20 protein-coding genes are annotated in these 25,293 nt (G+C 68.5%); 9 read left to right on the top strand and 11 right to left on the bottom strand.

Going from position 1 to position 25,293, the window contains the following annotated elements; translation table 11 throughout:
• Window positions 1-115 precede the first annotated feature (115 nt).
• Both ACFC14_RS15220 and dxs read left to right on the top strand, forming a co-directional pair.
• Entirely contained in the window at window positions 116-2,950 is a 2,835-nt protein-coding gene (locus ACFC14_RS15220) for an aconitate hydratase (RefSeq protein WP_376106177.1), read from the top strand.
• A 168-nt stretch (window positions 2,951-3,118) separates the two neighbouring features.
• Window positions 3,119-5,059 carry a 1-deoxy-D-xylulose-5-phosphate synthase gene (gene dxs / locus ACFC14_RS15215; RefSeq protein WP_376106174.1) on the top strand — a complete coding sequence of 647 codons (1,941 nt, stop codon included), beginning with the start codon at window positions 3,119-3,121 and terminating at the stop codon, window positions 5,057-5,059.
• 39 nt (window positions 5,060-5,098) lie between these two features.
• Here the strand turns inward: dxs and ACFC14_RS15210 are convergent, their stop codons facing one another.
• The 3 genes from ACFC14_RS15210 to ACFC14_RS15200 all read right to left on the bottom strand — a co-directional run bounded on the left by ACFC14_RS15210 (window position 5,099) and on the right by ACFC14_RS15200 (window position 7,960).
• The gene (locus ACFC14_RS15210) at window positions 5,099-5,794 is read right to left on the bottom strand and encodes an SPFH domain-containing protein (protein WP_376106171.1); all 696 of its coding nucleotides are present in this window, start codon (window positions 5,792-5,794) and stop codon (window positions 5,099-5,101) included.
• Between the two features lie 139 nt (window positions 5,795-5,933).
• Window positions 5,934-7,385: an FAD-dependent oxidoreductase gene (locus ACFC14_RS15205; RefSeq protein ID WP_376106168.1), complete on the bottom strand. Its 1,452-nt coding sequence runs from the start codon at window positions 7,383-7,385 to the stop codon at window positions 5,934-5,936.
• Window positions 7,382-7,960: a TetR/AcrR family transcriptional regulator gene (locus ACFC14_RS15200; RefSeq protein ID WP_376106165.1), complete on the bottom strand. Its 579-nt coding sequence runs from the start codon at window positions 7,958-7,960 to the stop codon at window positions 7,382-7,384. The genes ACFC14_RS15205 and ACFC14_RS15200 overlap by 4 nt, the downstream gene beginning before the upstream one ends.
• 20 nt (window positions 7,961-7,980) lie before the next feature.
• Here ACFC14_RS15200 and ACFC14_RS15195 point away from each other — a divergent pair, with 20 nt between their 5' ends.
• From ACFC14_RS15195 to ACFC14_RS15185, 3 genes are read left to right on the top strand one after another with little or no spacing between them, the layout of a single operon-like run.
• Window positions 7,981-9,603: an FAD-binding oxidoreductase gene (locus tag ACFC14_RS15195; protein WP_376106162.1), complete on the top strand. Its 1,623-nt coding sequence runs from the start codon at window positions 7,981-7,983 to the stop codon at window positions 9,601-9,603.
• A 1-nt stretch (window position 9,604) separates the two neighbouring features.
• Window positions 9,605-10,510 carry a YegS/Rv2252/BmrU family lipid kinase gene (locus ACFC14_RS15190; RefSeq protein WP_376106159.1) on the top strand — a complete coding sequence of 302 codons (906 nt, stop codon included), beginning with the start codon at window positions 9,605-9,607 and terminating at the stop codon, window positions 10,508-10,510.
• Complete coding sequence (locus ACFC14_RS15185; RefSeq protein WP_376106156.1) at window positions 10,503-12,134, top strand: GMC oxidoreductase; 1,632 nt, start codon at window positions 10,503-10,505, stop codon at window positions 12,132-12,134. The genes ACFC14_RS15190 and ACFC14_RS15185 overlap by 8 nt, the downstream gene beginning before the upstream one ends.
• Before the next feature lie 122 nt (window positions 12,135-12,256).
• On the opposite strand, the gene ACFC14_RS15180 is transcribed toward ACFC14_RS15185, so the two are convergent.
• From ACFC14_RS15180 to ACFC14_RS15165, 4 genes are all read right to left on the bottom strand, one after another.
• The gene (locus ACFC14_RS15180; protein ID WP_376107222.1) at window positions 12,257-14,401 is read right to left on the bottom strand and encodes a 3-hydroxyacyl-CoA dehydrogenase NAD-binding domain-containing protein; all 2,145 of its coding nucleotides are present in this window, start codon (window positions 14,399-14,401) and stop codon (window positions 12,257-12,259) included.
• Between the two features lie 8 nt (window positions 14,402-14,409).
• Entirely contained in the window at window positions 14,410-15,618 is a 1,209-nt protein-coding gene (locus tag ACFC14_RS15175; RefSeq protein WP_376106154.1) for a thiolase family protein, read from the bottom strand.
• Window positions 15,619-15,690: 72 nt separating this feature from the next.
• Complete coding sequence (locus ACFC14_RS15170) at window positions 15,691-16,884, bottom strand: HRDC domain-containing protein (RefSeq protein WP_376106151.1); 1,194 nt, start codon at window positions 16,882-16,884, stop codon at window positions 15,691-15,693.
• Window positions 16,877-17,458, bottom strand: coding sequence for a DUF3000 family protein (locus ACFC14_RS15165; protein WP_136044007.1), 582 nt, complete (start codon window positions 17,456-17,458; stop codon window positions 16,877-16,879). The genes ACFC14_RS15170 and ACFC14_RS15165 overlap by 8 nt, the downstream gene beginning before the upstream one ends.
• 25 nt (window positions 17,459-17,483) lie before the next feature.
• On the opposite strand from ACFC14_RS15165, the gene ACFC14_RS15160 reads away from it, so the two are divergent.
• Window positions 17,484-18,638 (top strand): alpha/beta hydrolase family protein, encoded by a 1,155-nt coding sequence (locus ACFC14_RS15160; RefSeq protein ID WP_376106148.1) that lies wholly within the window; start codon window positions 17,484-17,486, stop codon window positions 18,636-18,638.
• Here the strand turns inward: ACFC14_RS15160 and ACFC14_RS15155 are convergent.
• Window positions 18,622-19,053 carry a SufE family protein gene (locus ACFC14_RS15155; protein WP_376106145.1) on the bottom strand — a complete coding sequence of 144 codons (432 nt, stop codon included), beginning with the start codon at window positions 19,051-19,053 and terminating at the stop codon, window positions 18,622-18,624. The genes ACFC14_RS15160 and ACFC14_RS15155 overlap by 17 nt on opposite strands.
• A 19-nt stretch (window positions 19,054-19,072) precedes the next feature.
• Window positions 19,073-19,966 (bottom strand): sulfurtransferase, encoded by an 894-nt coding sequence (locus ACFC14_RS15150; RefSeq protein WP_376106143.1) that lies wholly within the window; start codon window positions 19,964-19,966, stop codon window positions 19,073-19,075.
• Between the two features lie 145 nt (window positions 19,967-20,111).
• On the opposite strand from ACFC14_RS15150, the gene zapE reads away from it, so the two are divergent.
• The 3 genes from zapE to ACFC14_RS15135 all read left to right on the top strand — a co-directional run bounded on the left by zapE (window position 20,112) and on the right by ACFC14_RS15135 (window position 23,124).
• Window positions 20,112-21,149 (top strand): cell division protein ZapE, encoded by a 1,038-nt coding sequence (zapE, locus tag ACFC14_RS15145; RefSeq protein ID WP_376106140.1) that lies wholly within the window; start codon window positions 20,112-20,114, stop codon window positions 21,147-21,149.
• Between the two features lie 134 nt (window positions 21,150-21,283).
• Window positions 21,284-22,522 carry an ammonium transporter gene (locus ACFC14_RS15140; protein ID WP_136044002.1) on the top strand — a complete coding sequence of 413 codons (1,239 nt, stop codon included), beginning with the start codon at window positions 21,284-21,286 and terminating at the stop codon, window positions 22,520-22,522.
• 20 nt (window positions 22,523-22,542) lie between these two features.
• The gene (locus ACFC14_RS15135) at window positions 22,543-23,124 is read left to right on the top strand and encodes a type II toxin-antitoxin system PemK/MazF family toxin (RefSeq protein ID WP_376106135.1); all 582 of its coding nucleotides are present in this window, start codon (window positions 22,543-22,545) and stop codon (window positions 23,122-23,124) included.
• Here ACFC14_RS15135 and ACFC14_RS15130 read toward each other — a convergent pair.
• Both ACFC14_RS15130 and ACFC14_RS15125 read right to left on the bottom strand, forming a co-directional pair.
• On the bottom strand, window positions 23,090-24,247 hold the full coding sequence (locus tag ACFC14_RS15130) for a DUF1611 domain-containing protein (protein WP_376106132.1): 1,158 nt from the start codon (window positions 24,245-24,247) through the stop codon (window positions 23,090-23,092). The two genes, ACFC14_RS15135 and ACFC14_RS15130, sit on opposite strands and share 35 nt — an antisense overlap.
• A gap of 168 nt (window positions 24,248-24,415) precedes the next feature.
• The gene (locus ACFC14_RS15125; RefSeq protein WP_376106130.1) at window positions 24,416-25,291 is read right to left on the bottom strand and encodes a DUF1684 domain-containing protein; all 876 of its coding nucleotides are present in this window, start codon (window positions 25,289-25,291) and stop codon (window positions 24,416-24,418) included.
• Between the last annotated feature and the right edge of the window lie 2 nt (window positions 25,292-25,293).

The raw sequence follows: 25,293 nt of genomic DNA, 5'->3' as shown, positions 1-25,293 counted from the left end.
GCCGGTGAGCTGCGCGGAGCAGACTGGTTAGGTCCGCCTTGCTAGCCGCAGGGGCTCGCTGGCGAGCAAGATGGAGGCGCCTGTCGCTCCCATCCGAATAGAAGGAGACGGATTCGTGTCCACGGTGAACAGCTTCGGTGCCAAGAGCACCCTGACAGTCGGCAGCACCGACTACGAGATCTTCCGCATCGACACGGTGCCCGGTTTCGAGAAGCTCCCCTTCAGTCTCAAGGTCCTCCTGGAGAACCTGCTTCGCACCGAGGACGGCGCGAATGTGACGAAGGCGCAGATCGAGGCGCTGGGTTCGTGGGATGCCGCGGCAGAGCCCAACACCGAGATCCAGTTCACGCCGGCCCGTGTGGTCATGCAGGACTTCACCGGTGTGCCCTGCATCGTCGACCTCGCCACCATGCGTGAGGCCGTCACGGCGCTCGGCGGCGACGCGAACAAGATCAACCCGCTCTCGCCCGCCGAGATGGTCATCGACCACTCCGTCATCGCCGATCTGTTCGGCTCGGAGAACGCCCTCGAGCGCAACGTCGAGATCGAGTACGAGCGCAACGGCGAGCGCTACCAGTTCCTGCGCTGGGGCCAGACGGCGTTCAGCGACTTCAAGGTCGTCCCGCCGGGAACCGGAATCGTCCACCAGGTGAACATCGAGCACCTCGCCAAGGTCATCTACGACCGCAACGTCGACGGTGTGCTGCGCGCATACCCCGACACCTGCGTCGGCACCGACTCGCACACCACCATGGTCAACGGCCTGGGAGTGCTCGGCTGGGGCGTCGGTGGAATCGAGGCCGAGGCGGCCATGCTCGGCCAGCCCGTGTCGATGCTCATCCCGCGCGTCGTCGGCTTCAAGCTCTCCGGCGAGATCCCCGCCGGCGTCACCGCGACCGACGTCGTGCTCACGATCACCGACCTGCTGCGCAAGCACGGCGTTGTCGGCAAGTTCGTCGAGTTCTACGGCGAAGGCGTCGCCTCGGTGCCGCTCGCCAACCGTGCCACCATCGGCAACATGTCGCCCGAGTTCGGCTCCACGGCCGCGATCTTCCCGATCGACGACGTGACGCTCGACTACCTGCGCCTCACCGGTCGCAGCGAAGAGGCCGTCGCCCTGGTCGAGGCGTACGCCAAGGAGCAGAAGCTCTGGCACGACGCGAGCGTCGAGCCGACCTTCAGCGAGTACCTCGAGCTCGACCTCGGCACCGTCGTGCCGTCGATCGCCGGCCCGAAGCGTCCGCAGGACCGCATCCTGCTCTCCGAGGCCAAGGCCCAGTTCGAGCAGGACATCCTCGGCTACACGACGGCGTCGACGTCCGACGACATCGTCGACCTCGAGTCGAAGCACTCCTTCCCGGCATCCGACCCGGGTTCGGTCCCCGGCGAAGAGGAGCCGACCACGCGCCCGGTGCACATCAACAGCGGCGCTCCGGCGAACGCCTCGAAGCCGGTGCCGGTCACGACGCCGTCGGGGGAGAAGTACATCCTCGACAACGGCGCCGTCACGCTGGCCGCCATCACCTCGTGCACCAACACGTCGAACCCGTCGGTGATGATCGCCGCCGGTCTCGTCGCACGCAAGGCGCTGGAGAAGGGGCTGAAGCAGAAGCCCTGGGTCAAGACCACGCTCGGACCGGGATCGAAGGTCGTCACGGACTACTACGAGAAGTCAGGGCTCGACAAGGACCTCGAGGGACTCGGCTTCTACACCGTCGGCTACGGCTGCACGATCTGCATCGGCAACTCGGGTCCGCTCATCGAAGAGGTGTCGGAGGCGATCAACTCGCACGACCTCGCCGTCACGGCCGTCCTCTCGGGCAACCGCAACTTCGAGGGACGCATCAGCCCCGACGTGAAGATGAACTACCTCGCCAGCCCGCCGCTGGTCATCGCGTACGCTCTCGCGGGGTCGATGCACTTCGACTTCGAGAACGACGCGCTCGGCAAGGGCAAGGACGGCGAAGACGTCTTCCTGAAGGACATCTGGCCCACGCCGGCCGAGGTGCAGGAGCTCGTCGATTCCTCGATCTCGCGCGAGCAGTTCATCAAGCAGTACGCGACCGTCTTCGACGGCGATGAGCGCTGGCGGAGCCTCCCCACCCCGGATGACGCCATCTTCCAGTGGGACGAGGACTCCACGTACGTCCGCAAGGCGCCGTACTTCGACGGCATGACGATGGAGCTCACCCCGGTGAAGGACATCGAGGGTGCGCGTGTCATGGCGACGCTCGGCGACTCGGTCACCACCGACCACATCTCGCCCGCCGGAAACATCAAGGCCGGCACGCCTGCGGCCCACTACCTCACGGAGCACGGCGTCGACCGCAAGGACTTCAACTCCTTCGGCTCGCGTCGCGGCAACCACGAGGTCATGATCCGTGGCACGTTCGCGAACATCCGCCTGAAGAACCTCATGGTCTCGGCCGTCAACGACGGCCAGGTGGTCGAGGGCGGCTTCACGCGCGACTTCACGCAGCCCGGCGGCCCGCAGTCGTACATCTACGACGCGAGCATGAACTACCAGGAGCAGGGCACGCCCCTCGTCATCTTCGGAGGCAAGGAGTACGGCTCCGGTTCGTCGCGCGACTGGGCGGCCAAGGGCACCAGCCTGCTGGGCGTCAAGGCCGTCATCACCGAGAGCTTCGAGCGCATCCACCGCTCCAACCTGATCGGCATGGGCGTCGTCCCGCTGCAGTTCCCCGCCGGCGAGAGCTGGGAATCGCTGGGTCTCGACGGCACCGAGATCGTCTCGATCTCCGGCCTCGAGGAGCTCAACAACGGTGTCACGCCGAAGACCGTCAAGGTCACGGCCACCCCGAGCGAGCACTCGCCCGAGGGAAAGCAGCCGATCGAGTTCGACGCGGTCGTCCGCATCGACACCCCCGGTGAGGCCGACTACTACCGCAACGGCGGCATCCTGCAGTACGTGCTGCGTTCGCTGGTCTGATCGCGCAGACGAAGGGGCTCGGGTCTTCGGATCCGGGCCCCTTCATCGTGCCGCCCCTTCGTGTCAAGGGGGGCGCGCTCACCGGCTTCTCTCCACCGGGCGCGGTAGGATCGACGGGCGCCCGCACCCTCGTCGGGCGCTTCTGGCGAAGCCTGTGAGGAGGCGCAGATGCCCATTCTTCCGAGCATCTCAGGACCCCGTGATCTGGACGCGCTTTCGGCCGATCAACTGGACGAGCTCGCCGCAGAGATCCGGGCGTTCCTGGTCGAGAACGTCTCGCAGACCGGTGGGCACCTCGGGCCGAACCTGGGCGTCGTGGAGCTGACCATCGCTCTGCACCGGGTCTTCTCGTCTCCGGATGACCCCTTCATCTTCGACACCGGACATCAGTCCTACGTGCACAAACTCCTGACGGGGCGCCAGGACTTCTCGGCGTTGCGGGTCCGCGGCGGACTCGCCGGCTATCCGCAGCGCGGCGAGAGCGCGCACGACGTCGTCGAGTCCTCGCACGCGTCGAGTTCGCTGAGTTGGGCGGATGGCATCTCCCGAGCCCTGACGGCGACCGGTCGCGCGGATCGGCACGTCGTGGCCGTGGTCGGCGATGGAGCGCTCACGGGCGGTATGACGTGGGAGGCGCTGAACAACATCTCCGACGACAACGACCGGAATCTCGTGATCGTCGTCAACGACAACGGCCGCTCGTACGCGCCGACCATCGGCGGCATGTCGCGCTACCTGAACCGCGTGCGCACCGCGGCGGCGTACAAGGATCTCCACCAGCGCTCGGATCGTCTGTTCCGCGCGTTCGGTCCCGTGGGGCGCGCGGTGTTCCGCGGCGTGCGCGGCGGAACCCACGGTTTCCTCTCGCGATTCACCAACAACGAGGCGCTCTATTCGAACCTCGACATCAAGTACCTCGGTCCCATCGACGGACACGATCTTCCCGCTCTGCTCGAGACGCTCGAGCTGGCGAAGTCGTACGGCGCGCCGGTCATCGTGCACACCATCACCGAGAAGGGGCGCGGATATCAGCCCGCCCGCGACGACGAGGCCGACCAGTTCCACGCGGTCGGGAAGATCGACCCGACGACGGGTGAGACGCTGTCGTCGGGCGGTCGTGGGTGGACCGACGTTTTCTCGGATGCCCTCGTCTCGGTGGGGGAGCAGCGCAGCGACGTCATCGCGATGACGGCCGCTATGCTCCGACCGACGGGCCTCGCGCCGTTCGCCGAGCGGTTCCCCGATCGCGTGTACGACGTGGGGATCGCCGAGCAACACGCGGTGGCTTCCGCTGCCGGGCTGGCTTATGGCGGCCTGCACCCCGTCGTCGCGCTCTATGCGACGTTCATGGGCAGAGCGTTCGATCAGGTGCTGATGGACGTCGCCCTGCACCGTGCGGGCGTCACATTCGTACTCGACCGTGCAGGCGTGACGGGCCCGGACGGCCCCAGCCATCACGGGATGTGGGATCTCGCCATGCTGCAGATCGTCCCGCACATCCGCATCGCCGCTCCGAGGGACGGAGCGCGCCTGACCGAGGCTCTGGGCGAGGCCGTCCAGGTCGATGACGCTCCGACCGTCATCCGCTTCCCGAAGGGTGAGGTCGCGGCCGATCTCCCCGCCATCGAGAGGTTGGAGGACGGCGTCGACGTGCTCGCCCGAGGGGAATCGGAGGACGTGCTGATTGTCGCCATCGGCCCGTTCGCCGAATTGGCCCTCGACGTCGCAGACCGACTCCGAGCGCAGGGAATCGGGGCCACCGTGATCGATCCCCGCTGGGCGATCCCGGTGCAGCCGTCGGTGATCGAGCTGGCTGCACACCATCGTCTCGTCATCACCGTCGAGGACGGCATCCGCGTCGGCGGTATCGGCACACGGGTGCGACAGGTCCTGCGTGAAGCCGGCATCGACACGGCGGTGGATGAGCTGGGCCTGCCCGACGAGTTCATCGATCATGCGTCGCGGGATCAGATCCTCGCGGATGCGGGCCTCACGGCGCCGAAGATCGCCCAGGACATCGTGTCGCAGGTCCTCGGGACCAGGATCCCGAAGGCGCGGGATGCGGGCGAGACGGGCACGATCGACCTGCCCCTCCGCGAACGCCACTGATGCGCTGACGCAGCCGACGGTCCGAACCGATGGACCGCGTCAGTTCAGTGCGTGCAGTGCGGCAACGGCCTGTGCGCCGCGATCCACGTCGCGGAGCGCCGTAGACATCAGATACCCGTCGGTCAGTGCGTCGCCCGTGACCATCACACGCACGAGCTCCACCCCGCAGGCGCGACGAACCTCTTCCGCGCTGGCGGCGATCACACGCGCATTGATCTCGTCGTTGTGCGGCAGTTCGGTGCCGTCGAGCCCCCTGATCACGTCTCGCAGTGCCGCGCCGACGATGTTCGAGGCGCGCTCCTTGACGTTGACGACGTCGAGCTCGAACACCCGGAGATCGCGGCCGGTCGGTATCGGGCGCCATTCGAACGACGCATGCACGCGGTGCTGGTGTCCGCTCGCGCCGCCCATCTCGCGGACGGGCAGGTCGGTCGCCCTGCAGCGCACATCGACGAGTCGATACCAGTAGAAGAGGGGGAAGGCGCCGTGTGATCCGGGGTCGAGGACGACGACCTCCCCGACAGCTCCGCCGCGAGCGGTCGGCCGGCGCTGCGGACGATTGCGGATGATGGGCTTGCCGTTTCGGGTCCGGATCGCGGCCCAGCCTTCGTCGACCGTGACGACGAAGAGCTTGAGGAGCGCGGGTAGGACCAGGAGCAACGTGAGGACCGCCGTGCCGGTCTTCAGCAGACCCGACATCCCCTTGCCGCCCAGCATCGTGAAGAGCATGTCCATGACACCACTGTGCATGGTGATGGCGCGTGAGGACGCCGGACGAGAGCATCGGCCGGGGGAGTTCATGAGCTGTTCCCCGGTCGTTCCCCTGGGCGCCGTGCCGTGGATACGGGGCGGCGCGGAACGGTCGGCGGCCGGCTCAGCCGAGGTCGGCGAGGGTACGCGCGACGACCGCCTCGACGGCCGGAAGACACCGGTTCCGATCGGCGTCGACGAGCCCGACCCTGGTGCGCCGATCGAGCACGTCCTCGGCGGTCAGGGCACCTTCGACCCGGACAGCGAACTCGACCTCCGCGCGCGTCAACCCCGTCACGACATCGAGCACCTCGCCCGTGGTGGCGACGTCGCGGTCCACGAGGCGCAGCGCGGTGGTGCGACTGGGCGCCGCCCGAAGTCCACGCGCCTCCGATGCCAGCTCCACGGCATCCTCGGCCATGCGACGATACGTCGTCAGCTTCCCACCGAGCACCGTCACGAAACCCCCGTCGGACACTGTCACGAGGTGTCGACGCGATACGTCGGCCGTGGCGTCCGTCCCGCTGTCGACGAGAGGGCGCAGGCCCGCGAACGCGCCGCGCACCTGATCGCGTCGCAACGGTGTCCTGATCACCCGGTTGAGGCTTCGCAGGAGGAAGTCGATCTCCGGTCCGGTCGGCTGCGCCACACGGGGCACGACGCCCGGCGCGTCTTCGTCCGTGAGGCCGACGATCACCCGCCCGTACGCCTGCGGAAGAGCGAAGACATAGCGACTGACCGAGCCCTCGTGGGGGATGGTGAGCGCTGTGGTCGGCAACCCCAGATCCGCGGCGTCGAGCACGATGTGGGTCCCTCGACTGGGACGCACACGGATGGCTTCATCGAGCGAACCGGCCCAGACCCCGGTGGCGTTGATCACGGAGCGGGCGACGACCTCGAGCCGCTCTCCCGTGAGCACGTCCTCGGCGGTCGCTCCGTCGCCCCGGAGCGCGATCGCGCGGACCCTGGTGAGGATGCGCGCACCGCGCGCCGCGGCGGTCCGTGCCACCGTGGCCACGAGACGGGCGTCATCGGCCAGCTGTCCGTCGTACGACAGCATGCCGCCGCGCAATCCGCGAGCGTCGAGGGCGGGCGCCAGTCGGGTCGCCTCGCGGGCGGACACGAACCGGGGCACGGGCAGCACCCTCCGGGGCGTGTGGGCCCGCATCCGGAGCAGGTCGCCGAGCCCCATGCCGGCGGCGCCCGCCACTCGCTGGCGCAGCGTGACTTCGCGGCTGAAGGGCAGAAGCTGTCCGAGCGGTCGGATCAGGTGCGGAGCGATCGTCGTCATGAGCAGGTGCCGCTCCCGCGCGCTCTCCTTCGCGGTGGCGACGTCACCCGTCGCGAGGTAGCGCAGTCCGCCGTGCACGAGCTTCGAGCTGAAACGACTGGTGCCGAAGGCGAGATCCTCCGCCTCGATCAGCGTCACGCTGAGCCCGCGGGAGGCGGCGTCGAGCGCCACTCCGGCGCCGGTGATGCCTCCGCCGATGACGAGGACGTCCACCGGTTCGTCGGCGGCGAGGGTCAGTTCGGTCCTCCGGCGCGCGGCGTTGAGCGAGGATGACGGCGTGCTCATGGGCGCAGCAGTCCGTCGAGCGCGGCGCGCAGTTCCCGCTCCCACGCGGACTCGGAGATGAGGTCGGCGACCGTGCCATGCGAGAGGACCGCGGACTGCGCGATGAGCATCAGCATGACCGCGATCTCCTGTGGTTCCCCGGGCCTGACCGACCCGTCGGCCTGCGCGGAGCCGATCGCGGTGGCCAGCCACTGCAGGATCATGCGCTGACTCGATCCGACGCGCTGCAGGGTGTAGCGCGTGAACGCCTCCGGCTCGTCGTCGAGCAGTCGCGCGTACAGCGGGTCGTTGCGGAAGAGGGAGATGAAGCGCAGCACGTCGTCGACCAGCGCCGTCCGGGTGCGCGCATCGGCGGAGAAGGTGCTCAGGATGCCGTCGACGCGGCGGAGGAGTGCGGCGCGGACGACGTCGTCGGCGTCGCTCCAGTTGCGGTAGATCGTGGGGCGGCTGAGCTCGGAGCGTCGCGCGAGCTCGGCGATCGTGACCCCGTGGACTCCCCGACGTTCGATCAGCGTGTCCGCGGCGTCGAGGATACGCGCCTGCGTGGTGTCCCAGAGAGGTTGACGTTCTTCCATGATGTGTCACACTGTAACGCATGGGCCAAGACGATGGCAGGGTCGATGCCGACCCGTCGATGAGGTGGAACGGCTGGGGCGACCCGGACAAGGCGAAGGATCTGCCGCTCGCGGTGCGTACGCTGCTGCCTCTGATGCTCGGCCGCATCCGCAAGCCCGAGCCTGCGGTCGAACTCGCCCAGGTGCGGGTCTCGCCCTCGGCGCTCGACGACGAGGACCTTGTGGCGTTCCGCGCCGCCGTCGGCCCGCAGCACGTGGACGTCACTGCGGAAGCGCGCATCCGTCATGCCGGCGGACGCTCGACTCCCGACCTCCTCCGGCGCCGGCAGCGGGAGCAGGCGGTCCCGGACGCGGTGATCCGACCCGCGAGCCACGGCGAGGTTCGCGCCTGTCTCGATGTCGCGGTCAGGCATGGTGTCGCGATCATCCCCTTCGGCGGCGGAACGAGCGTCGTCGGAGCGCTGGACCCGGAGAGGGGAGACCAGCACGCGGTCGTGAGCCTCGACCTGCGCCGCCTGAGCGGGCTGATCCGCCTCGACGAGATCAGCGGAGAAGCGGTGCTCGCGGCCGGTACCACGGGACCGGAGGCCGAGTCGCTGCTCGCGGCTCACGGCCTCGAACTCGGTCACTATCCGCAGAGCTTCCGGTATGCGACGATCGGCGGCTTCGCGGCGGCCCGCTCCTCCGGCCAGAACTCCGCGGGCAACGGGCGCTTCGACACCATGGTGACGGGGATCCGTGTCGCGACGCCGACCGGCGACATCGACCTCGGACGTTCGCCGGGCTCCGCCGCCGGTCCGGATCTGATCCGGGTGTTCCTTGGCTCGGAGGGCATCTTCGGCGTGATCACCGAAGTGCGCGTGCACGTGCACCCTATCCCGCGCGAGCGCGTGTTCGAGTCGTGGTCGTTCCCGGACTTCGCCGCCGGAGCCGCGGGGCTGCGGAGCGTGGCGCAGAAGGGTTCCGGGCCCACCGTCATCCGCCTGTCCGACGAGGCGGAGACCGCCGTGAGTCTGGCTCAGGTCGGCAAGATCGGCAAGGCGCTCGCGAAGGGCGCGAGTGTCGTGACGGTGTACGAGGGCGAGGGGATCGCCGAGCGTCGAGCCCGCACCAGCGCGCTGCTGTCGGCTGCCGGCGGCACATCGGCGGGAGAGGGCGCGGCGGAGGAGTGGCTGCAGGGGCGCTTCGACGGCCCGTACCTGCGCGATTCGCTGCTGGATGCCGGAGTGTTCTGCGAGACGCTCGAGACCGGGACGACCTGGTCGAACCTGCTCGAACTGCGTGCGGCCGTCGAGTCCGCCCTCAAGGAGGGATTCGCGGAGGCGGGCGCCCGGTCGTACGTGATGTGCCACGTGTCGCACATCTACCCCACGGGTGCGTCGCTGTACTTCACCGTCCTCGCCGGCATCCGCGCCGATCCGCTCACGGTGTGGGGTCCGATCAAGTCGCGCGTGAACGACGCGATCATCGCGACCGGCGGCACCATCAGCCATCACCATGCGGTCGGCCGTGACCACGCCGCCTGGCTGGAGCAGGAGATCGGCGAGACCGGCATCCGCATTCTCCGGGCGATCAAATGTGAACTCGATCCGGCGGGCATCCTCAATCCCGGCGCCGTGATCCCTCCCGAGCGGACGCGCTGACGTGGCCGAGCACATCGCCGTGCTCGCGAACCCGTTCTCCGGCAAAGGCCGGGGCGGGCGGGCGGCGGACGCGGCCGTCCGGCTTCTCCGGGAGCGCGGTGCCGAGGTGCGCGCCTACGCGGGTGGTTCTGCAGCGGACACCGCTCGGCTCGCGGTCGCCGCACTGGCGGACGAACCGCGTGTGCTGGTCATCGTGGGCGGCGACGGCACACTCTCCGGCGTGCTCGACACGGTGTGCGCCGCCTCCGTCCCCGTCGTTCTGGTACCCGCGGGCACGGGGAACGATCTCGCCCGTGCGCTCGGACTCCCGCGCGGTGACGCCCGGGCCGCCGCTGAGCTCGCCCTCACCGGTGTACCGCGGTCGATCGACGTCGGCGTGGTGCGTACGGCGATGGGCAGCCGGAAGTTCCTGACCATCGCGGCGCTGGGCTTCGACGCGAAGGTCAGCGACCGTACCAACCGACTCCGCTGGCCGCATGGCGCACCTCGCTACTACCTCGCACTGCTCATCGAGCTCGTCCGGCTGCGCCCGATGGAGTTCATCCTCGCCGTCGACGGAGAGGAGTCCAGGAGCGCGCCGGGCACGTTGATCGCGGCCGGAAGCACGTCCAGCTACGGCGGCGGGATGCCGATCTGCGCCGGGGCCGTCCCCGACGACGGTCTCCTCGACATCGTCCATGTCGCCCCGCTGGGCCGACTGCGTCTGCTGCGTCTGTTCCCGCTGTTGCTGCGCGGGACGCACCTCGCGCGCGCTGAGGTCGCGCATCGCCGCGCGCGGGCGGTCACGGTCTCGGCACCGGGCCTCGTGGTCTACGCGGACGGCGAGCGCATCGGCGAGGATGAGTGCACCATCTCGGTGCTGCCGGGGGCGCTCACGATGATGGGGCCGAGGGAGAGCGATGACTGAGTTCGACGAGGACGTCGTGATCGTGGGGTCCGGCTTCGGGGGTTCTGTTGCCGCTCTGCGACTGGCGGAGAAGGGCTACCGTGTGCGCGTCTACGAAGCAGGGCGCCGCTTCGAGGACGACGACTTCGCGAAGACCAGCTGGAACGTTCGCCGGTACCTGTGGGCACCGGCGCTCGGGTGCCACGGTGTGCAGCGCATCCACCGTCTGCCGCACGTGATGATCCTGGCGGGTGCCGGCGTGGGCGGTGGCTCGCTCAACTGCGCGAACACGCTGTACCAGCCGGGGGCGGCGTTCTTCGAGGACCCGCAGTGGCGGGGCATCGCGGCGTGGGAGTCCGAGTTGGCACCGCACTACGCCACGGCGAAGCGGATGCTCGGCGTCGTCGAGCAGTACCCGCACACGGGGCCGGTGGAACGGATCATGGCCGGCGCGGCGGATGACCTCGGTGTCGGCTCGACGTTCCGGCACGCGCCGGTCGGAGTCTGGTTCGGGAAGCCGGGGGAGCGCACGCCGGATCCGTTCTTCGGCGGGGACGGCCCCGATCGCACCGGCTGCACGCTCTGCGGCAACTGCATGGTGGGTTGCCGGGTGGGCGCGAAGAACACGCTCATGAAGAACTACCTGGCCCTCGCGGAGCGCCGAGGGGTCGCGATCGAGCCGCTGCGCACGGTGAGCGAGGTGCGGGAGCTCCCCGGCGGTGGGTTCGTGGTGACCACGCAGCGCAGCGGGGCGTGGTTCCGGCACGCGCGGAGGACCGTGACCGCGCGGCAGGTGGTCCTGGCGGCCGGTACCTGGGGCACGCAGCAGCTGCTGCACCGGATGAAGGAGTCCGGGGCACTGCCGCGGGTCTCGGCGTGCGTCGGTCGTCTCACGCGCACCAATTCCGAGGCGTTGGACGGCGCTGTCGCCACGAGCGTTCCGGAGTCGCTCCAGCTCGCCCGGGGCGTGGCGATCACGACCTCGTTCCACATCGACGACCGCACGCACGTCGAGAATGTCCGCTACGGCCCGGGATCGAACCTGATGGGTGCGCTGGCGACCGTCCTCGTCCCCGGCGACCGACCGCTCGGGGTGCGTGTGCGCAGTCTCGTCGCACAGGTGCTCCGCTCTCCGCTGCGGCAGTTCCGACTCGGCAGTCTCCGTCGCTGGAGCGAGCGCGGGATCATCGCGCTGGTGATGCAGACGGCGGACAACTCGCTCACCCTCTCGCTGCGCCGTCGCTTCGGTCGCCTCGTGATGACGAGTGCCCAGGGACACGGCGAGCCGAACCCCAGCTACCTGCCCCAGGCCCACACGGCGGCGGCGGCGATCGCCGCGCGGGTCGAGACCGAAGGCGGGCTGCCCGCGGCCGCACGCGGATCCTGGCCGGAGGTGTTCGGCATCCCACTGACCGCGCACTTCCTGGGTGGCGCCGTGATCTCGGCGTCACCCGCGGACGGTGTCATCGACGCGTACCACCGGGTCTGGGGGCACCCCGGTTTGCACGTCGTCGACGGTGCGGCGGTTCCCGCGAATCCCGGCGTGAACCCCTCCCTCACGATCACCGCGCTCGCAGAGCGGGCGCTGTCGTACTGGCCTCGGCGCGGAGACGACGACGGCCGACCGGCTCAGTCCGCCGGCTGAGCCTCGGCGACCGCGGTCTGCGGAGCCCATCGCTCCTGGCTAGGGCCTCGGTAGAGGTGGACGCGAAGCGCCCCACCGGATCCGCAGGGAATCCGGTGGGGCGCTTCGCGTGAACTCCGTGGTCAGCGGTGCTCGACACCGCGGATCTGCGGAGTGTGGAACGAGCCGCCGAACGCCCGCTCGGAGGCGCCCTCGCGATCGAGGTAGGGCGAGGCCCCACCGTCGATGAACGGCCAGCCGGCACCGAGGATCAGGCAGAGGTCGATGTCTTCGACCTCGGGCACGACGCCCTCGTCGAGCATCAGCTTGATCTCCTGTGCCAGTCCGTCCTGCACGCGCTGGAGGATGGTCGCAGCCGTTGCCGGCGTCTTGCCGACAGCCGGCTTCAGGACCTTCTCCGCCTGCTTGCTCCAGCCGACGACGCGACCACCCTTGTCCTTCTCCACGACCGTGTCGAGTTCGGCGAGTGCGTGGAAGTTCTCGTTGGCGTAGAACCGGTCCGGGAATGCCTGCACCATGGTGTCCTGCACGTGGGCGGCGACCTTCCAGCCGACCAGGTCGATCAGCTGGAACGGGCCCATCGGCAGACCGAGCGGACCGAAGGCCTTCTCGACATCCGCTATCGGCGTGCCCTCGTAGACCGCGCGAGCGGCCTCGCCCATGACCTTGGCGAGCAGACGGTTCACGACGAATCCGGGGGCGTCGGCGGTGAGGACCGCGTTCTTGCCCAGGTTCTTCGCGACGACGAATGCGGTCGACAGTGCCGCTTCCGAGGTAGTCGGCGTCTTCACGATCTCGATCAGCGGCATGACGGCGACCGGGTTGAAGAAGTGGAAGCCGACCAGACGCTCGGGATGTGCGAGCTTCGACCCGATCTCCTCGACCGACAGCGACGAGGTGTTGGTCGCGAGGATCGCGTCTTCGGCGATGATCTGCTCGATCTCACCGAACACCTGCTGCTTGACGCCCACCTCTTCGAACACGGCCTCGATCACGAAGTCGCAGTCTGCGTAGAGGCTCTTGTCGGTGGTGCCGGTGACGAGTGCGCGCAGCTTGTTGGCCGAGTCGGAGTCCAGTCGGCCCTTGGCCTCGAGCTTGCCGATCTCCTCGTGGATGTAGGCGACGCCCTTGTCGACGCGCGCCTGGTCGAGATCGGTGATCAGCACGGGCACCTGGAGCTTGCGGACGAAGAGCAGGGCGAACTGGCTCGCCATGAGCCCGGCGCCGATGATGCCCACCTTGGCGACCTTCTTCGCGAGCTGCTTGTCGGGAGCGCCGACAGGCCGCTTCGCCCGCTTCTGCACCAGATCGAACGCATACATCGACGCGGCGAACTGGTCGCCCGTCACGAGCTCTGCCAGCGCCTCGTCCTCACGGGCGAAGCCCTCGGCCTTGGTGCCGCTCTTCGCCTTGTCGAGCAGCTCGAGCGCGGCATACGGCGACTTCGGCACGGTGCCGATCTTCGACTCGAGCATGCCACGCGCCATCTTGATGGCGATCGGCCACTTGGTGAGGCGCTCGATCTTGCCCGGCTCGTTCTTGCGCTCGACCTTCGTGCCGCCGAGGACCGCGTCGGCCCAGGCCAGCGAGTTCTCGAGGTAGTTCGCAGCGGGGAAGATCGCGTCGAAGATGCCCAGGTCGAACGCCTGCTGCGGCTTCAGCATCCGGTTCTGCTTGAGCGGATTCGAGATGACCACCTCGAGCGCGTTCTCGATGCCGATCAGGTTCGGCAGCAGGTAGGCGCCACCCCAGCCGGGGATGATGCCGAGGAAGACCTCGGGCAGCGCCACCGCAGCAGCGGAGGCATCGACCGTGCGGTAGCTGGAGTTCAGTGCGATCTCGAGACCGCCCCCCAGCGCGAGGCCGTTCACGAAGGCGAACGAAGGCACCCCGAGGTCGCTGAGCTTGCCGAGGACCTTGTGCCCGAGCTGCGCGATCAGGCGTGCGTTGTCGCGCGAGCCCACCTTGCTGATGTCGGACAGGTCGGCACCGGCCGCGAGGATGTACTGCTTGCCGGTGATGCCGACGGCCTGGATCTCGCCCGCGGCCGCACGTGCCCTGAGGCCGTCGAGAGTCTCGCCCAGCTGGGTGAGAGTCGCGGGGCCCAGGGTGTTCGGACGCGTGTGATCGCGACCGTTGTCGAGCGTGATGAGCGCGAGAACTTTGCCTGAGGCGAGTCGGATGTCGCGCACGGGCGACTGCGTGATGACCTCGCCCTCGGTGAGCGCCTGGATGGGGGAGAAGTCGATGTCGTCGTAGTTCGTCACGTTCGCGCTCACTTCTTCTTCTTCTTGCCGTCGTAGTGCGGGTTCTCCCAGATGACCGAGCCGCCCTGGCCGAGGCCGACGCACATGGCCGTCAGGCCGTAGCGGACATCGGGGCGCTCGGCGAACTGCGCCGCGAGCTGGATCATCAGACGCACACCGGATGCCGCGAGCGGGTGTCCCAGCGCGATCGCGCCGCCCCACTGGTTGACACGGGGGTCGTCATCGGCGATGCCGAAGTGGTCGAGCAGGGAGATCACCTGGATGGCGAAGGCTTCGTTGAGCTCGAACAGGCCGATGTCGTCGATCGTGAGACCGGCCTTCTTCAGCGCCTTCTCGGTCGAGGGGATCGGACCGATGCCCATGATCTCGGGCTGTACACCGGCGAAGGCGAACGAGACCATCCGCATCTTCGGGGCGAGTCCGAACTCCTTGACGGCGCCGCCGCCGGCGAGGAGAGACATCGTCGCGCCGTCGGTGAGGGGGGAGGAGGTGCCCGCAGTGACGCGCCCGTGCGGACGGAACGGCGTCTTCAGCGCGGCCAGATCCTCCATCGTGGTCTGCGGACGACGACCTTCGTCCTCGGTCGCGAGACCCCAAGCGCCATCAGCGCCCTTCGTGGCGACGGAAACCAGATCGGGCTGGATCTTGCCGGCGTCGTACGCGGCCTGCACCTTGTGCTGGCTCAGCATGCCGAACCGATCGGAGCGCTCCTTGGTCAGGTGCGGGAAACGGTCGAAGATGCGCTCGGCGGTGACACCCATGTTGAGAGCACCCGGATCGACCATCTTCTCCGCGACGAAGCGCGGGTTCGGGTCGGCGTTGCCGCCGATCGGGTGGTGCCCCATGTGCTCGACACCGCCGGCGAGGGCGAAGTCGTACATGCCGACGCCGATCGAGGCGCCCATGGTGGTGACGCTGGTCATCGCGCCGGCGCACATGCGCTCGACGGCGAGTCCGGGCACGGTCTGCGGAAGTCCGGCGAGGATCGCCACCGACCGGCCGAGGGTGAGTCCCTGGTCGCCGGTCTGGCTCGTCGCGGCGATCGCCACGTCATCGATGCGGTCGGCCGGGACGGCAGCGTTGCGCTCCATCAGGCCGATGGTCGCCTTCACGGCGAGGTCATCCGCGCGGGTGTTCCAGTACATGCCTTTTTCGCCGGCGCGCCCGAAAGGGGTGCGTACTCCATCGACGAAGAAGACGTCCGAGATCTCGGCCACTCTGCCTCCAAGTTAGTGCGTGGCCTCAGTCTATGAAGCCCGCGAAACGGGGAGGAATCGGTTGGATCGAACCTACGAAGCGTCCGCCGGGGTGGTGTCCGGCGATTGCGCCGCCTCTACAAAGGCGTCCGCGATCTTCTGTGCAGTCTGTGCAATCTGCCAGGGGCGAGCACCGAGTGCGGCGAGAGCTGCGGCGATCTCTTCGGGAGTTTCACCGGGCAGGTCCCACGCGACACGTCGCAGATACTCGGGCGTGAGCAGGTTCTCGGTGGGCATCCCCAGTTCTTCGGCAACCGCTTCGACGATGGGACGCGCTGCCTTCAGGCGGGCATCGGCCTCCGGGTTCCGGTCCGCCCAGGCGCGCGGGGGCGGGAGAGTGTCGCTCGGTACGCGCTCGCGAGGAAGCTCGTCCGATGCGCGGCCGTCGACGATCGCCTGCCACCAGCGGTCGAGCTGAGTGCGGCTGGCGCGGCCCTGGAATTCCTTGACACCAGCGAGCGCCTGCTTCGACGTCGGATTCGCCATGACCGCCGCGACCAGCGAGCGATCGGGCACGAGCCTGCCGGGGGAGACGTCCTGAGCCTGCGCGTAAGCCTCACGGGCCTGCCAGAGCGAGCGCGCCACGGCGAGATTACGAGCACCGCGCACCTGGTGCAGTCCGCTGAGTCGACGCCACGGATCCTCGCGCGGCGGCTTCGGGGCGCGGGCGAGGGTCGCCGCGAACTCCTCGGCGGCGAAAGCGGTCTTGCCCTGCTCCTCCAGCTCGAGGACGAGGATGTCTCGGACATCGATCAGATGCAGGACGTCGAGCGCCGCATACTCGAGCCACGAGTCCGGCAGCGGGCGCGTCGACCAGTCCGACGCGGAGTGCTCCTTCTTGAGGACGATGCCGAGCGTGTCCTCGACGACGGCGCCGAGTCCGACGCGCTCATGGCCGAGCAGTCGGGAGGCCAGCTCGGTGTCGAAGATCACCGGCGGCTCGAGGTGCAGCTCGCGCAGCGACGGCAGGTCCTGGCTGGCGGCGTGGAGCACCCACTCGACATCGCCGATCGCCTCCTGGAGCGGGGCGAAGTCGCCGATCGCCGGCGGATCGAACAGGAAGACGCCCGCGTCGCGGCGGAAGACCTGCACGAGGTAGGCCCGCTGTGAGTAGCGGAAGCCGGACGCCCGCTCGACGTCGACGGCGACGGGGCCGGTGCCGGCGGCGAGCACGGCGCACGCCGCGCGGAACTCCTCGGCATCCGAGATCACGGAGTATTCAGTCACGTACAGCCTTTCGCGCGCCGATCACGGCGATGCCCTCGGAGCCGGGCGGAAGTCCCGCCAGCATTCCGACCAGCTCGGCCCATGCTTCGACGTGCGGTCGGAACGGGCCCTCCGGAGTCCAGGACGCCCGCAATTCTATCTGGGCTCCGTCGCCTTCGACGGCGAGCCCTCCGAACCCCTTCGACAGCGTCTTCGTCGACGTGCCCGATGCCGAGTGGTACACGGCCTCCCGGGAGTCGAGTGCATCGACCAGCCAGGACCACGTCACGTCGGCCAGAAGCGGGTCGGTTCCGATCTCGGTCTCGAGCGGCGCCTGCGCGAAGATCACGATGCGCCACGATCCTCCCCATGCTCCCGGTTCGTCGGGATCGTGCAGCAGGACGAAGCGGCCGGTGCCGTACACGGACTCCCCGTCGCTCTCCGGGCGAACGTCCGCGGCGAGCGCGAGGGCGAACGGAGCGAGGCCCTGGGGGGTGGCGATCTCGCGCACCGTGATGTCATCTCGGAACGCGGTCTCGCGCAGCTCGGCCACAGCGCTGTCGAAGGGCGTCCCGGCTTCGGGGTGTGCGGTCACGGCAACAGGCTAGAGTCAGGAAGCGATGAAGAGTCTCAGGCACGCCGTTACGCTCCTTGTCCCTGCCCTGCTCGCCTTCGGAGCGGCGTTCGCATTTCTCGTGTTCGCCGTCGCCCGGCGGGTGGTCACGCCGATGCGTCGCCCGACCGATACCCAGATCCTGGCCGTCGACACGGGTGCCCAGACGATCGAGTTGCAGCGCACCCCCGATACCGAGCTTCCCGGTCGCTACGGTCTCTTCACCACCGGGACGTATGGCTACGTCAAGCTCGGTGCCGTGCTCAGCGCCGATGGTTCGAGTGTGCGCCGCAAGTTGCTGACCCAGATTGAACCCGGTTCACGCGTGGACCGGGCGGCGTCTTTCAGCGGGTACTACTACTCCTCGCCGAGTGAGCTGCATCTGCGCTGGGAGAACGTGCTGATCGGTTCCCCTGCGGGTCCCTGCCCCGCCTGGTACTTCCCGGCGTCGTCGTCGACCTGGGTGATTCAGGTGCACGGGCGCGGTGCCACGCGTGCGGAGTGCCTGCGGGCCGTGCCCGTGCTGCATGCAGCAGGCCTCCCGAACCTCGTCGTGTCGTACCGCAACGACGGCGAGGCGCCCCGCACCAGGGCCGGCGCTTACGCGCTCGGCGCATCCGAATGGCGAGACGTCGATGCCGCGATCGCGTACGCGCTTCGGCACGGCGCCGAACGCGTGATCCTGATGGGCTGGTCCATGGGCGGCGCCGTGTCGCTGCAGGCGGCTGTCACCTCGGGGCATCGTGACCGCATCGCGGGGATCATCCTCGAGTCTCCGGTCGTCGACTGGCGTACGGTGCTGCGATTCCAGGCACAGATGGCAGGCGTGCGTGCGCCACTGCCCGCTCTCGCGATGGGTGCTCTGCAGTCGCCGCTCACCGCTCGTCTCAGCGGCGCCGATGAGCCGATCCAGTTCGATCGCCTGGACATGGTCGCCCGGGCCGACGAGTTGACGGCGCCGATCCTGATCCTGCACAGCGACGACGACGGTTTCGTCCCCGCCGATTCCTCGCACGCGCTGCAGGAGGCGCGCCCCGACCTGGTCACGATGCCGCGGTTCACCGTCGCGCGGCACACCAAGCTCTGGAACTACGACGAGACCGGGTGGAGCACGGCGATCACCGACTGGCTCGACGCACAGGGGCTCAGCGCTTCTGAATGACCTGGTTCTTCGCGCGCATGAGCATTCCCGTCATGCCGCCGATGCGCAACGGCGAGACCGCCTTCGTGAGACCGATCGACTGCGGGTAGTCGTTCGGGATCGCCAGGACCTCGTCAGCCGTGAGCCCGGTGAGGCCCTGCACCAGGATGCTCGCGAAACCGCGCGTGGTCGGGGCCTCCGGCGGAGCCGTGGCGTGCATCGTGACGATGCCGTCGTCCACCTCGACGTGGATGTACACGGGCGACTGGCACTCGGCGACCCGCTCGTACATCTCGGGGTGGGCGGCGACCTCGTCGGAGACGTCGGGAAGCTCGTCCGAATACTCGAGCAGCAGCAGGAGGCGATCGGACTCCGGTGTCTCCAGGAATCCGTCGCGGATCTCGGCCAGTGCCTCAGGAACTTCGCTCGCGCTCATCCCCGCCATTCTCCCACGTTCAGACGGCGCCCGGCTCTGCCCCGGTGACGATCGGCACGCGCACGGCGCTGCCCCATTCGGTCCAGGAGCCGTCGTAGTTGCGCACGTTCTCGAAGCCGAGCAGATGCTTGAGTACGAACCAGGTGTGGCTCGACCGCTCACCGATGCGGCAGTAGGCGACGACGTCGTCGCCGTCGTTCAGCCCCGCGCCCTCCCGGTAGATCGCGTCGAGCTCGGCGCGGCTGCGGAATCCGCCATCCTCGGCCACCGCCTTCGCCCACGGCACGCTCTGCGCCGTGGGGATGTGCCCGGCGCGCAGCGCCCCCTCCTCCGGGTAGGCGGGCGCCGTGGTGCGCTCTCCGCTGTACTCCTCGGGGGAGCGCACGTCGATCAGCGGGTTGCCGATGTGGGCGAGCACATCCTCCTTGTAGGCACGGATCGCGGAGTCGTCGCGCTCCACGACCGGGTATTCCGTGACAGGACGGTTCGCGGCCTCGCGGGTCAGCTCTCGACCCTCGGCGATCCAGCGGTCGCGGCCCCCGTCGAGCAGACGGACGTCCTCATGACCGAAGAGCGAGAAGACCCAGAGCGCGTAGGCGGCCCACCAGTTGTTCTTGTCGCCGTAGATGACGACCGTGTCGTCGCGCGAGATGCCCTTGCGGCTCAGCAGCTCGGCGAAGCCCTCGCCGTCGACGTAGTCGCGCACGACGGGGTCGTTGAGTTCGGTGTGCCAGTCGACCTTGACGGCGCCGGGGATGTGGCCCGTCTCGTACAGCAGCACGTCCTCATCGGACTCGACGACCACCAACCCGGGTGTTCCCAGCCGTTCGGCGAGCCACTGCGTCGTGACGAGCCGACCGGGCTCGGCGTACTCGGCGAACTTGGGGGAGGAGGAATCGAACTCGATGGCCATGGGATCTCCGAAGCGTTGAGCGGGCGAGGGTGCGGGTGCAGACGGCGTAGTGTTGATCCGTCCCTTCGACGATAGATCCCCGCCGAGCACCCTGCGCCCGATTCGTAAGACTTCGACACAGGCCAGCACCCGATTCAGGACCGTGATGACCGACCCGACCAGCCGCACCGGAATCGTGCACCTCACCGAGCGTCAGCCGACCGTCACCGGACCGGAGATGCTCGCGAGCCTGGTGCCGCCGCCCCAGTTCGACACGGCGACATTCGACAGCTACCGGGCCGACCCCGCCTATCCCTCTCAGGAGGAGGCGAAGGAGACGCTGATGCGCTTCTCCGGTCGCGGAGCCCCGGTCAAGCGCGGTGGCTTCTTCAGCCGGGCGAAGAAGGAACCCGAGCTCAAGCCCGGCGTCTACCTCGACGGCGGCTTCGGCGTCGGCAAGACCCACCTGCTCGCATCCATCTATCACGCGATGCCGGCACGCCGGAAGTACTTCGGCTCCTTCATCGAGTACACGGCCCTGGTGGGTGCGCTCGGCTACAAGAACACGGTCGACCTGCTCAAGGGCGCCGATCTCCTCTGCATCGACGAGTTCGAGCTCGATGACCCGGGCGACACGATGGTGATGACCCGACTCATCGGTGAACTCGTTCCGACGGGAACGCGCCTCGCGGCCACCTCGAACACCCCTCCGAACGCCCTCGGCGAGGGACGCTTCGCCGCGCAGGACTTCCTCCGCGAGATCCATGCCATGTCCGACAGCTTCCAGACCCTGCGCATCGACGGGGTCGACTTCCGTCAGCGAGCGCTGGACGGTCATGCCGTGGTCCTCGACGACGCCGCCTATGAAACCGCATCGGCGGCGGCCGGTCAGGTCGGCGCCGCCTCCGACGACCGGTTCGACGACCTGATCCGCCACCTCGCCCAGGTGCACCCGTCGCGCTACATCCGTCTCATCGAGGGCCTCGGCCAGGTGGGGCTGCGCGGCGTGCGTCAGCTCACGGACCAGTCCGAGGCTCTGCGATTCGTCGCTTTCGTGGACCGCGTGTACGACGCGCAGATCCCGATCATCGCGACCGGCCTCGGTCTCGACTCGGTGTTCTCCGAGGAGATGCTGGCCGGCGGATACCGCAAGAAGTACCTGCGTGCTGTCTCCCGCCTCAACGCGCTGACGCATTCTGCGTAAGCCCCAAGGCTCGCGTAACGCGATGTTCACACCCGGAGCCGCGCTGTAACCGCAGGGAAACAAACTTCACGCATGCGTGAAACGGCGCGTCGTCACACTGAAGCTCTCAATTACTTCGGATGTGAGGTTTTCCTATGGATGCTCCCGGCAACATCTCGTGGGCCATCACCGCGACAGCGCTGGTGCTGCTCATGACGCCCGGCGTCGCCTTCTTCTACGGCGGTCTCGTCAAGGCGAAGAGCGTCGTCAGCATGATGATGATGAGCTTCGGCTCGATCGGTCTTGTCGCCGTGCTGTGGATTCTCTTCGGCTTCTCGATGAGCGCCGTCGACAGCCCGACCGCCTTCGCCGGCAACCCGTTCGCCGACTTCGGGCTCTCCAGCCTGGCGTCCGGTGAGGGATCGAACGTCGCGCTCCTCGGAGTCGCCTACGGCGCGACCTTCGCGATCATCACGGTCGCACTGATCTCCGGTGCGATCGCGGACCGCGCCAAGTTCGGCAGCTGGCTGATCTTCGCCGGCATCTTCGCCACGGTCGGCTACTTCCCGGTCGCCGCGTGGGTCTGGGGTGGCGGCTGGATCATGAACCTCGGCTCCACGCTCTTCGGTGAGGACAGCGGGATCGGCGTGATCGACTACGCCGGCGGCACCGCGGTGCACATCAACGCCGGTGCGGCCGCTCTGGCGCTGGCCCTGGTCCTCGGCAAGCGCATCGGCTTCCAGAAGGGCATCCTCAAGCCGCACAACGTCCCGCTGACGCTGCTCGGTGCCGCACTGCTCTGGTTCGGCTGGTTCGGCTTCAACGCCGGCGCGGAATGGCTCGCGGAGGACATGGGCGGCGTCGGACTCATCGGTCTGAACACCCTCGGTGCGACCGCGGCCGCCATCCTCGGCTGGATCCTGGTGGAGAAGATCAAGGACGGCAAGCCCACCTCGGTCGGCGCCGCTTCCGGTGCCGTCGCGGGTCTTGTCGCCATCACCCCGGCGTGCGCCAACCTGACGCCCGGCTGGGCACTGCTGCTCGGCGCCCTCGCCGGTGTGGTCTGCGCCCTCGCGATCGAGCTGAAGTTCCGCCTCGGCTTCGACGACTCGCTCGACGTGGTCGGCATCCACCTCGTCGGCGGACTCATCGGCACCCTGTACCTCGGCTTCTTCGCGAGCGAGACCGGCCTGTTCGTCGGCGGCGACGCCCGTCAGCTCGCGGTGCAGGTCATCGCAGCGCTCGGTGTCCTGATCTACTCCTTCGTGGTGGCCTTCATCATCGGCTTCGCGATCGAGAAGACGATCGGGTTCCGCGTCACGAACGAGGACGAGATCGCCGGTGTCGACCAGGTCGTGCACGGCGAGGAGGGCTACGCACTCGCCGACGCATGATCTGCGGTTAGGGTGACCGTGTGAGCAAGACCAACGGCATCCTGACAGCACTCGTGGACATCCTGCTCAAGGCAGTGGGGTCCGGCCGGGCGTCTCGGACGACAGATCCGAGACGCCCGGACGCGCGTCTGCGCACCTCGCAGGAGCGGTCGGCATCCGTCCCCTCGGCGGGAACGACGCACGACCGCGGAACCCAGACCGTGCGTATCGACCCGGGCCGGATCCGCAACCTGCAGGTCGCGTATTCCCCCCAGAGGGACGGAGCTCCGGATGCGGGCGAGATCGTCTGGACCTGGGTCCCCTACGAGGAGAACGACGGACGCGGCAAGGATCGCCCCGTTCTCGTGATCGGCCGCGAATCGGCGGAGCGCGTCTACGCCGTGCGTATGACCAGCAAGCCGCACGACGGCGACCGCGACTACCTGTCGATCGGCACGGGAGCGTGGGACTCGCAGGCGCGTGAGTCCTGGGTCGACGTGGAACAGCTGTACAGCGTGCACGAGCGAGGACTGCGGCGGGAAGCCGCCGTGCTCGACAGGCGCCGCTACGACCGCGTCGGAGCCGCTCTCACGCGGCTGTACGGGTGGTCTGTCGCGGGGTGAGAGCGGGGAACGCCTGGAGCACCATCTCGACGAGCTCCGACAGCGGTCGCGTCAGCGGATCGGTCGCCGGCAGACCCGTGTCGAGTTCGATCTCGTCGATCGCCGCGGCCAGTTGATCCGCCGAGAGGTTCTCGTGGTTGACCGTCACGCCGATCACGCGAGTGTCGGCGAAGGCCTCGATCAGCGCGATCTCGCTCGTCACGGTCGGCATCGCGACCATCGGGAAGTCGCCCAGGACCGTGCGGCCCGGGGCATGCTGCACGATGACGCCCTCGGGCTGGCTCCCGCGAAGGATGTGCGCCGAGGTGATGTAGGCCGGATGGCTGAGAGCGCCCTGGCCCTCGACGATGATCACGTCGGGGTGCTCGCCCTCGAACGCGGCGACCACCTGGTTCTCGACCTCACCCGAGCAGAACTGCGGCACGAGTGCATCGAGCGCGACGCCGTAGCGACCGCCCTGGATGATCGTGGTCTGGCCTGTGCCCACCATGACGGCATGGATGCCGCGTTCGTTGAGCGCCCGCACGAGGATCGTGGCCGTGGTGCGCTTGCCGATCGCGCCGTCGGTACCGAGGATCGTGATGCGCGGGCAGGTCACGTCGAAGATGCGGCCGGAGAAGAGATGGAGGTCCTGCTTGTCCTTGGGGCGGCGGATGTCGGTGATGGTCACCCCGGCGAGCAGGGCGGCCGCCACGAATTCCGCGTCGTCGGTGAGAAACTCGTGCAGCCCGTTGATGATGTGCATGCCGCGGGCGATGCCGTCGAGCAGCACGGTCCGCTGGGCGGCGGAGAGCAGCCCGTCGGCGGGTGCGACGCCGCAGATCAGGTAGTCGGGGACGTGACCTGCGTGCGCGATCGCCGTGGCGAGCCCGTCGAGGATCGGGATGCCGTTCGCGGTGCCGTCCAGCAGCATCCCGGCGTCGGCGCCCGCATGCGTGCTGTCGATGACGCTGAGGATCTCGTACTTCTCGGAGTGGCGGACCAATCCGTTCGCGGTCTTGCCGTCCTGCTCGCCGAACTGGCCTTCGCAGTACACGATCGCCGTCGTGCCGGCCGGGAGCGCGATGGGCTCCGCCCAGGCGTGCGCAGGGTCGATGGAAAAGGGGACTGACGGGGTGGGCATGACGCTCCTCGGGCTCACACAGAGGAGGCGACGGAGAACGAAATGACCCAGAAGGCCCGTTGGTCGACGAGAAGTCTTCCCTGATGTCGGCACGATGCCGACTTCCTCACCGTAGCAGTGCTCGCTGGGACGAGGCCGTGGGGAGCCACGGCCCCGTCCTGGAGCGCGTCAGGTGCTCTGGAACGTCAGCACGCGGTCGATGTCGACGTCCGGCTTCTTCTCGCCCGCCGTCACCTCGAAGTCCAGGTGGTTCTGACTCGGAGGGAGCGGGCAGGTGACGAAGTTCGTGAACGCGCAGGGGAGCGCCGTCAGGTAGTTGAAGTCGATGTGGTCGATCCGCTGAACGGCTTCGTCCGCGAACTGCAGTTCGACGACTCGACCGGCTCCATAGGTCGTCTTCCCGCTCGTCAGGTCCCGGATATGCGCGACGGGCTGGACGCCGTGGGCGGCGTCCTTGCCGATCAGCGCGAGCTCATAGGTCCGGCCGGCGTACTCGAACGAGAGCGTCCCGATGCGCGCCGTGGTCTCGCGGACACCGGTCTCGACCGTGACCTGCTCGACGTCCTCACGTGCAGCGGGCGTGAAGCGCGCGGCGACGCGCCAGGCCGGGTCGTAGTCGTAGGCGGCGAGGCCGGAGAAGTCCTTGCGTGCGGATTCACGAGGATCGCGCACGCGGACCGCGAAGATGCGGTCACCGTCGTCGGTCGTGCGCGGAATGGTCTCGACCTCGCTCACCCCGAAGTAGACGGGGACGCTGCGTCCATGGCCATAGGTCTGGTTGCGCCCGGGCACGATCTCGACGGTGCGGTCGGGGTACTCGCCGTCGACCACGAGGTTCGGACCGTCGGTCGGCGGCGTGTACAGCACCTTGCCGTCCGAGACACCCCATGTGCCGGGAAGACCGTCGAGGACGAGGTCGTCGTCGCCGTCGCGGAGCCAGTGCTGAGCGACCAGCGCCGTCCAGCCGTACGGGCGTGCGAGCTCCGAGACGCGGGCATGACGCCATTCGCGCCACTGACCTTCCAAGTGCTCCTTCGCGGGCATGA

Origin of the sequence: Microbacterium sp. NPDC055988, from assembly GCF_042269505.1 — a bacterium.
In the GTDB taxonomy this organism is placed as follows: domain Bacteria; phylum Actinomycetota; class Actinomycetes; order Actinomycetales; family Microbacteriaceae; genus Microbacterium.
Note: the sequence above shows the minus strand (reverse complement) of the source record. Positions and strands in the feature narration are given on the sequence as shown.

Coding starts and splice junctions, on each gene's coding strand:
- ACFC14_RS15205 (WP_376106168.1), bottom strand. CDS start 7,385: ATGAGCACGCCGTCATCCTCGCTCAACGCCGCGCGCCGGAGGACCGAA.
- ACFC14_RS15125 (WP_376106130.1), bottom strand. CDS start 25,291: ATGCCCGCGAAGGAGCACTTGGAAGGTCAGTGGCGCGAATGGCGTCAT.
- ACFC14_RS15140 (WP_136044002.1), top strand. CDS start 21,284: ATGGATGCTCCCGGCAACATCTCGTGGGCCATCACCGCGACAGCGCTG.
- ACFC14_RS15185 (WP_376106156.1), top strand. CDS start 10,503: ATGACTGAGTTCGACGAGGACGTCGTGATCGTGGGGTCCGGCTTCGGG.
- ACFC14_RS15160 (WP_376106148.1), top strand. CDS start 17,484: ATGAAGAGTCTCAGGCACGCCGTTACGCTCCTTGTCCCTGCCCTGCTC.
- ACFC14_RS15155 (WP_376106145.1), bottom strand. CDS start 19,053: ATGAGCGCGAGCGAAGTTCCTGAGGCACTGGCCGAGATCCGCGACGGA.
- ACFC14_RS15195 (WP_376106162.1), top strand. CDS start 7,981: ATGGGCCAAGACGATGGCAGGGTCGATGCCGACCCGTCGATGAGGTGG.
- ACFC14_RS15150 (WP_376106143.1), bottom strand. CDS start 19,966: ATGGCCATCGAGTTCGATTCCTCCTCCCCCAAGTTCGCCGAGTACGCC.
- ACFC14_RS15130 (WP_376106132.1), bottom strand. CDS start 24,247: ATGCCCACCCCGTCAGTCCCCTTTTCCATCGACCCTGCGCACGCCTGG.
- dxs (WP_376106174.1), top strand. CDS start 3,119: ATGCCCATTCTTCCGAGCATCTCAGGACCCCGTGATCTGGACGCGCTT.
- zapE (WP_376106140.1), top strand. CDS start 20,112: ATGACCGACCCGACCAGCCGCACCGGAATCGTGCACCTCACCGAGCGT.
- ACFC14_RS15200 (WP_376106165.1), bottom strand. CDS start 7,960: ATGGAAGAACGTCAACCTCTCTGGGACACCACGCAGGCGCGTATCCTC.
- ACFC14_RS15210 (WP_376106171.1), bottom strand. CDS start 5,794: ATGGACATGCTCTTCACGATGCTGGGCGGCAAGGGGATGTCGGGTCTG.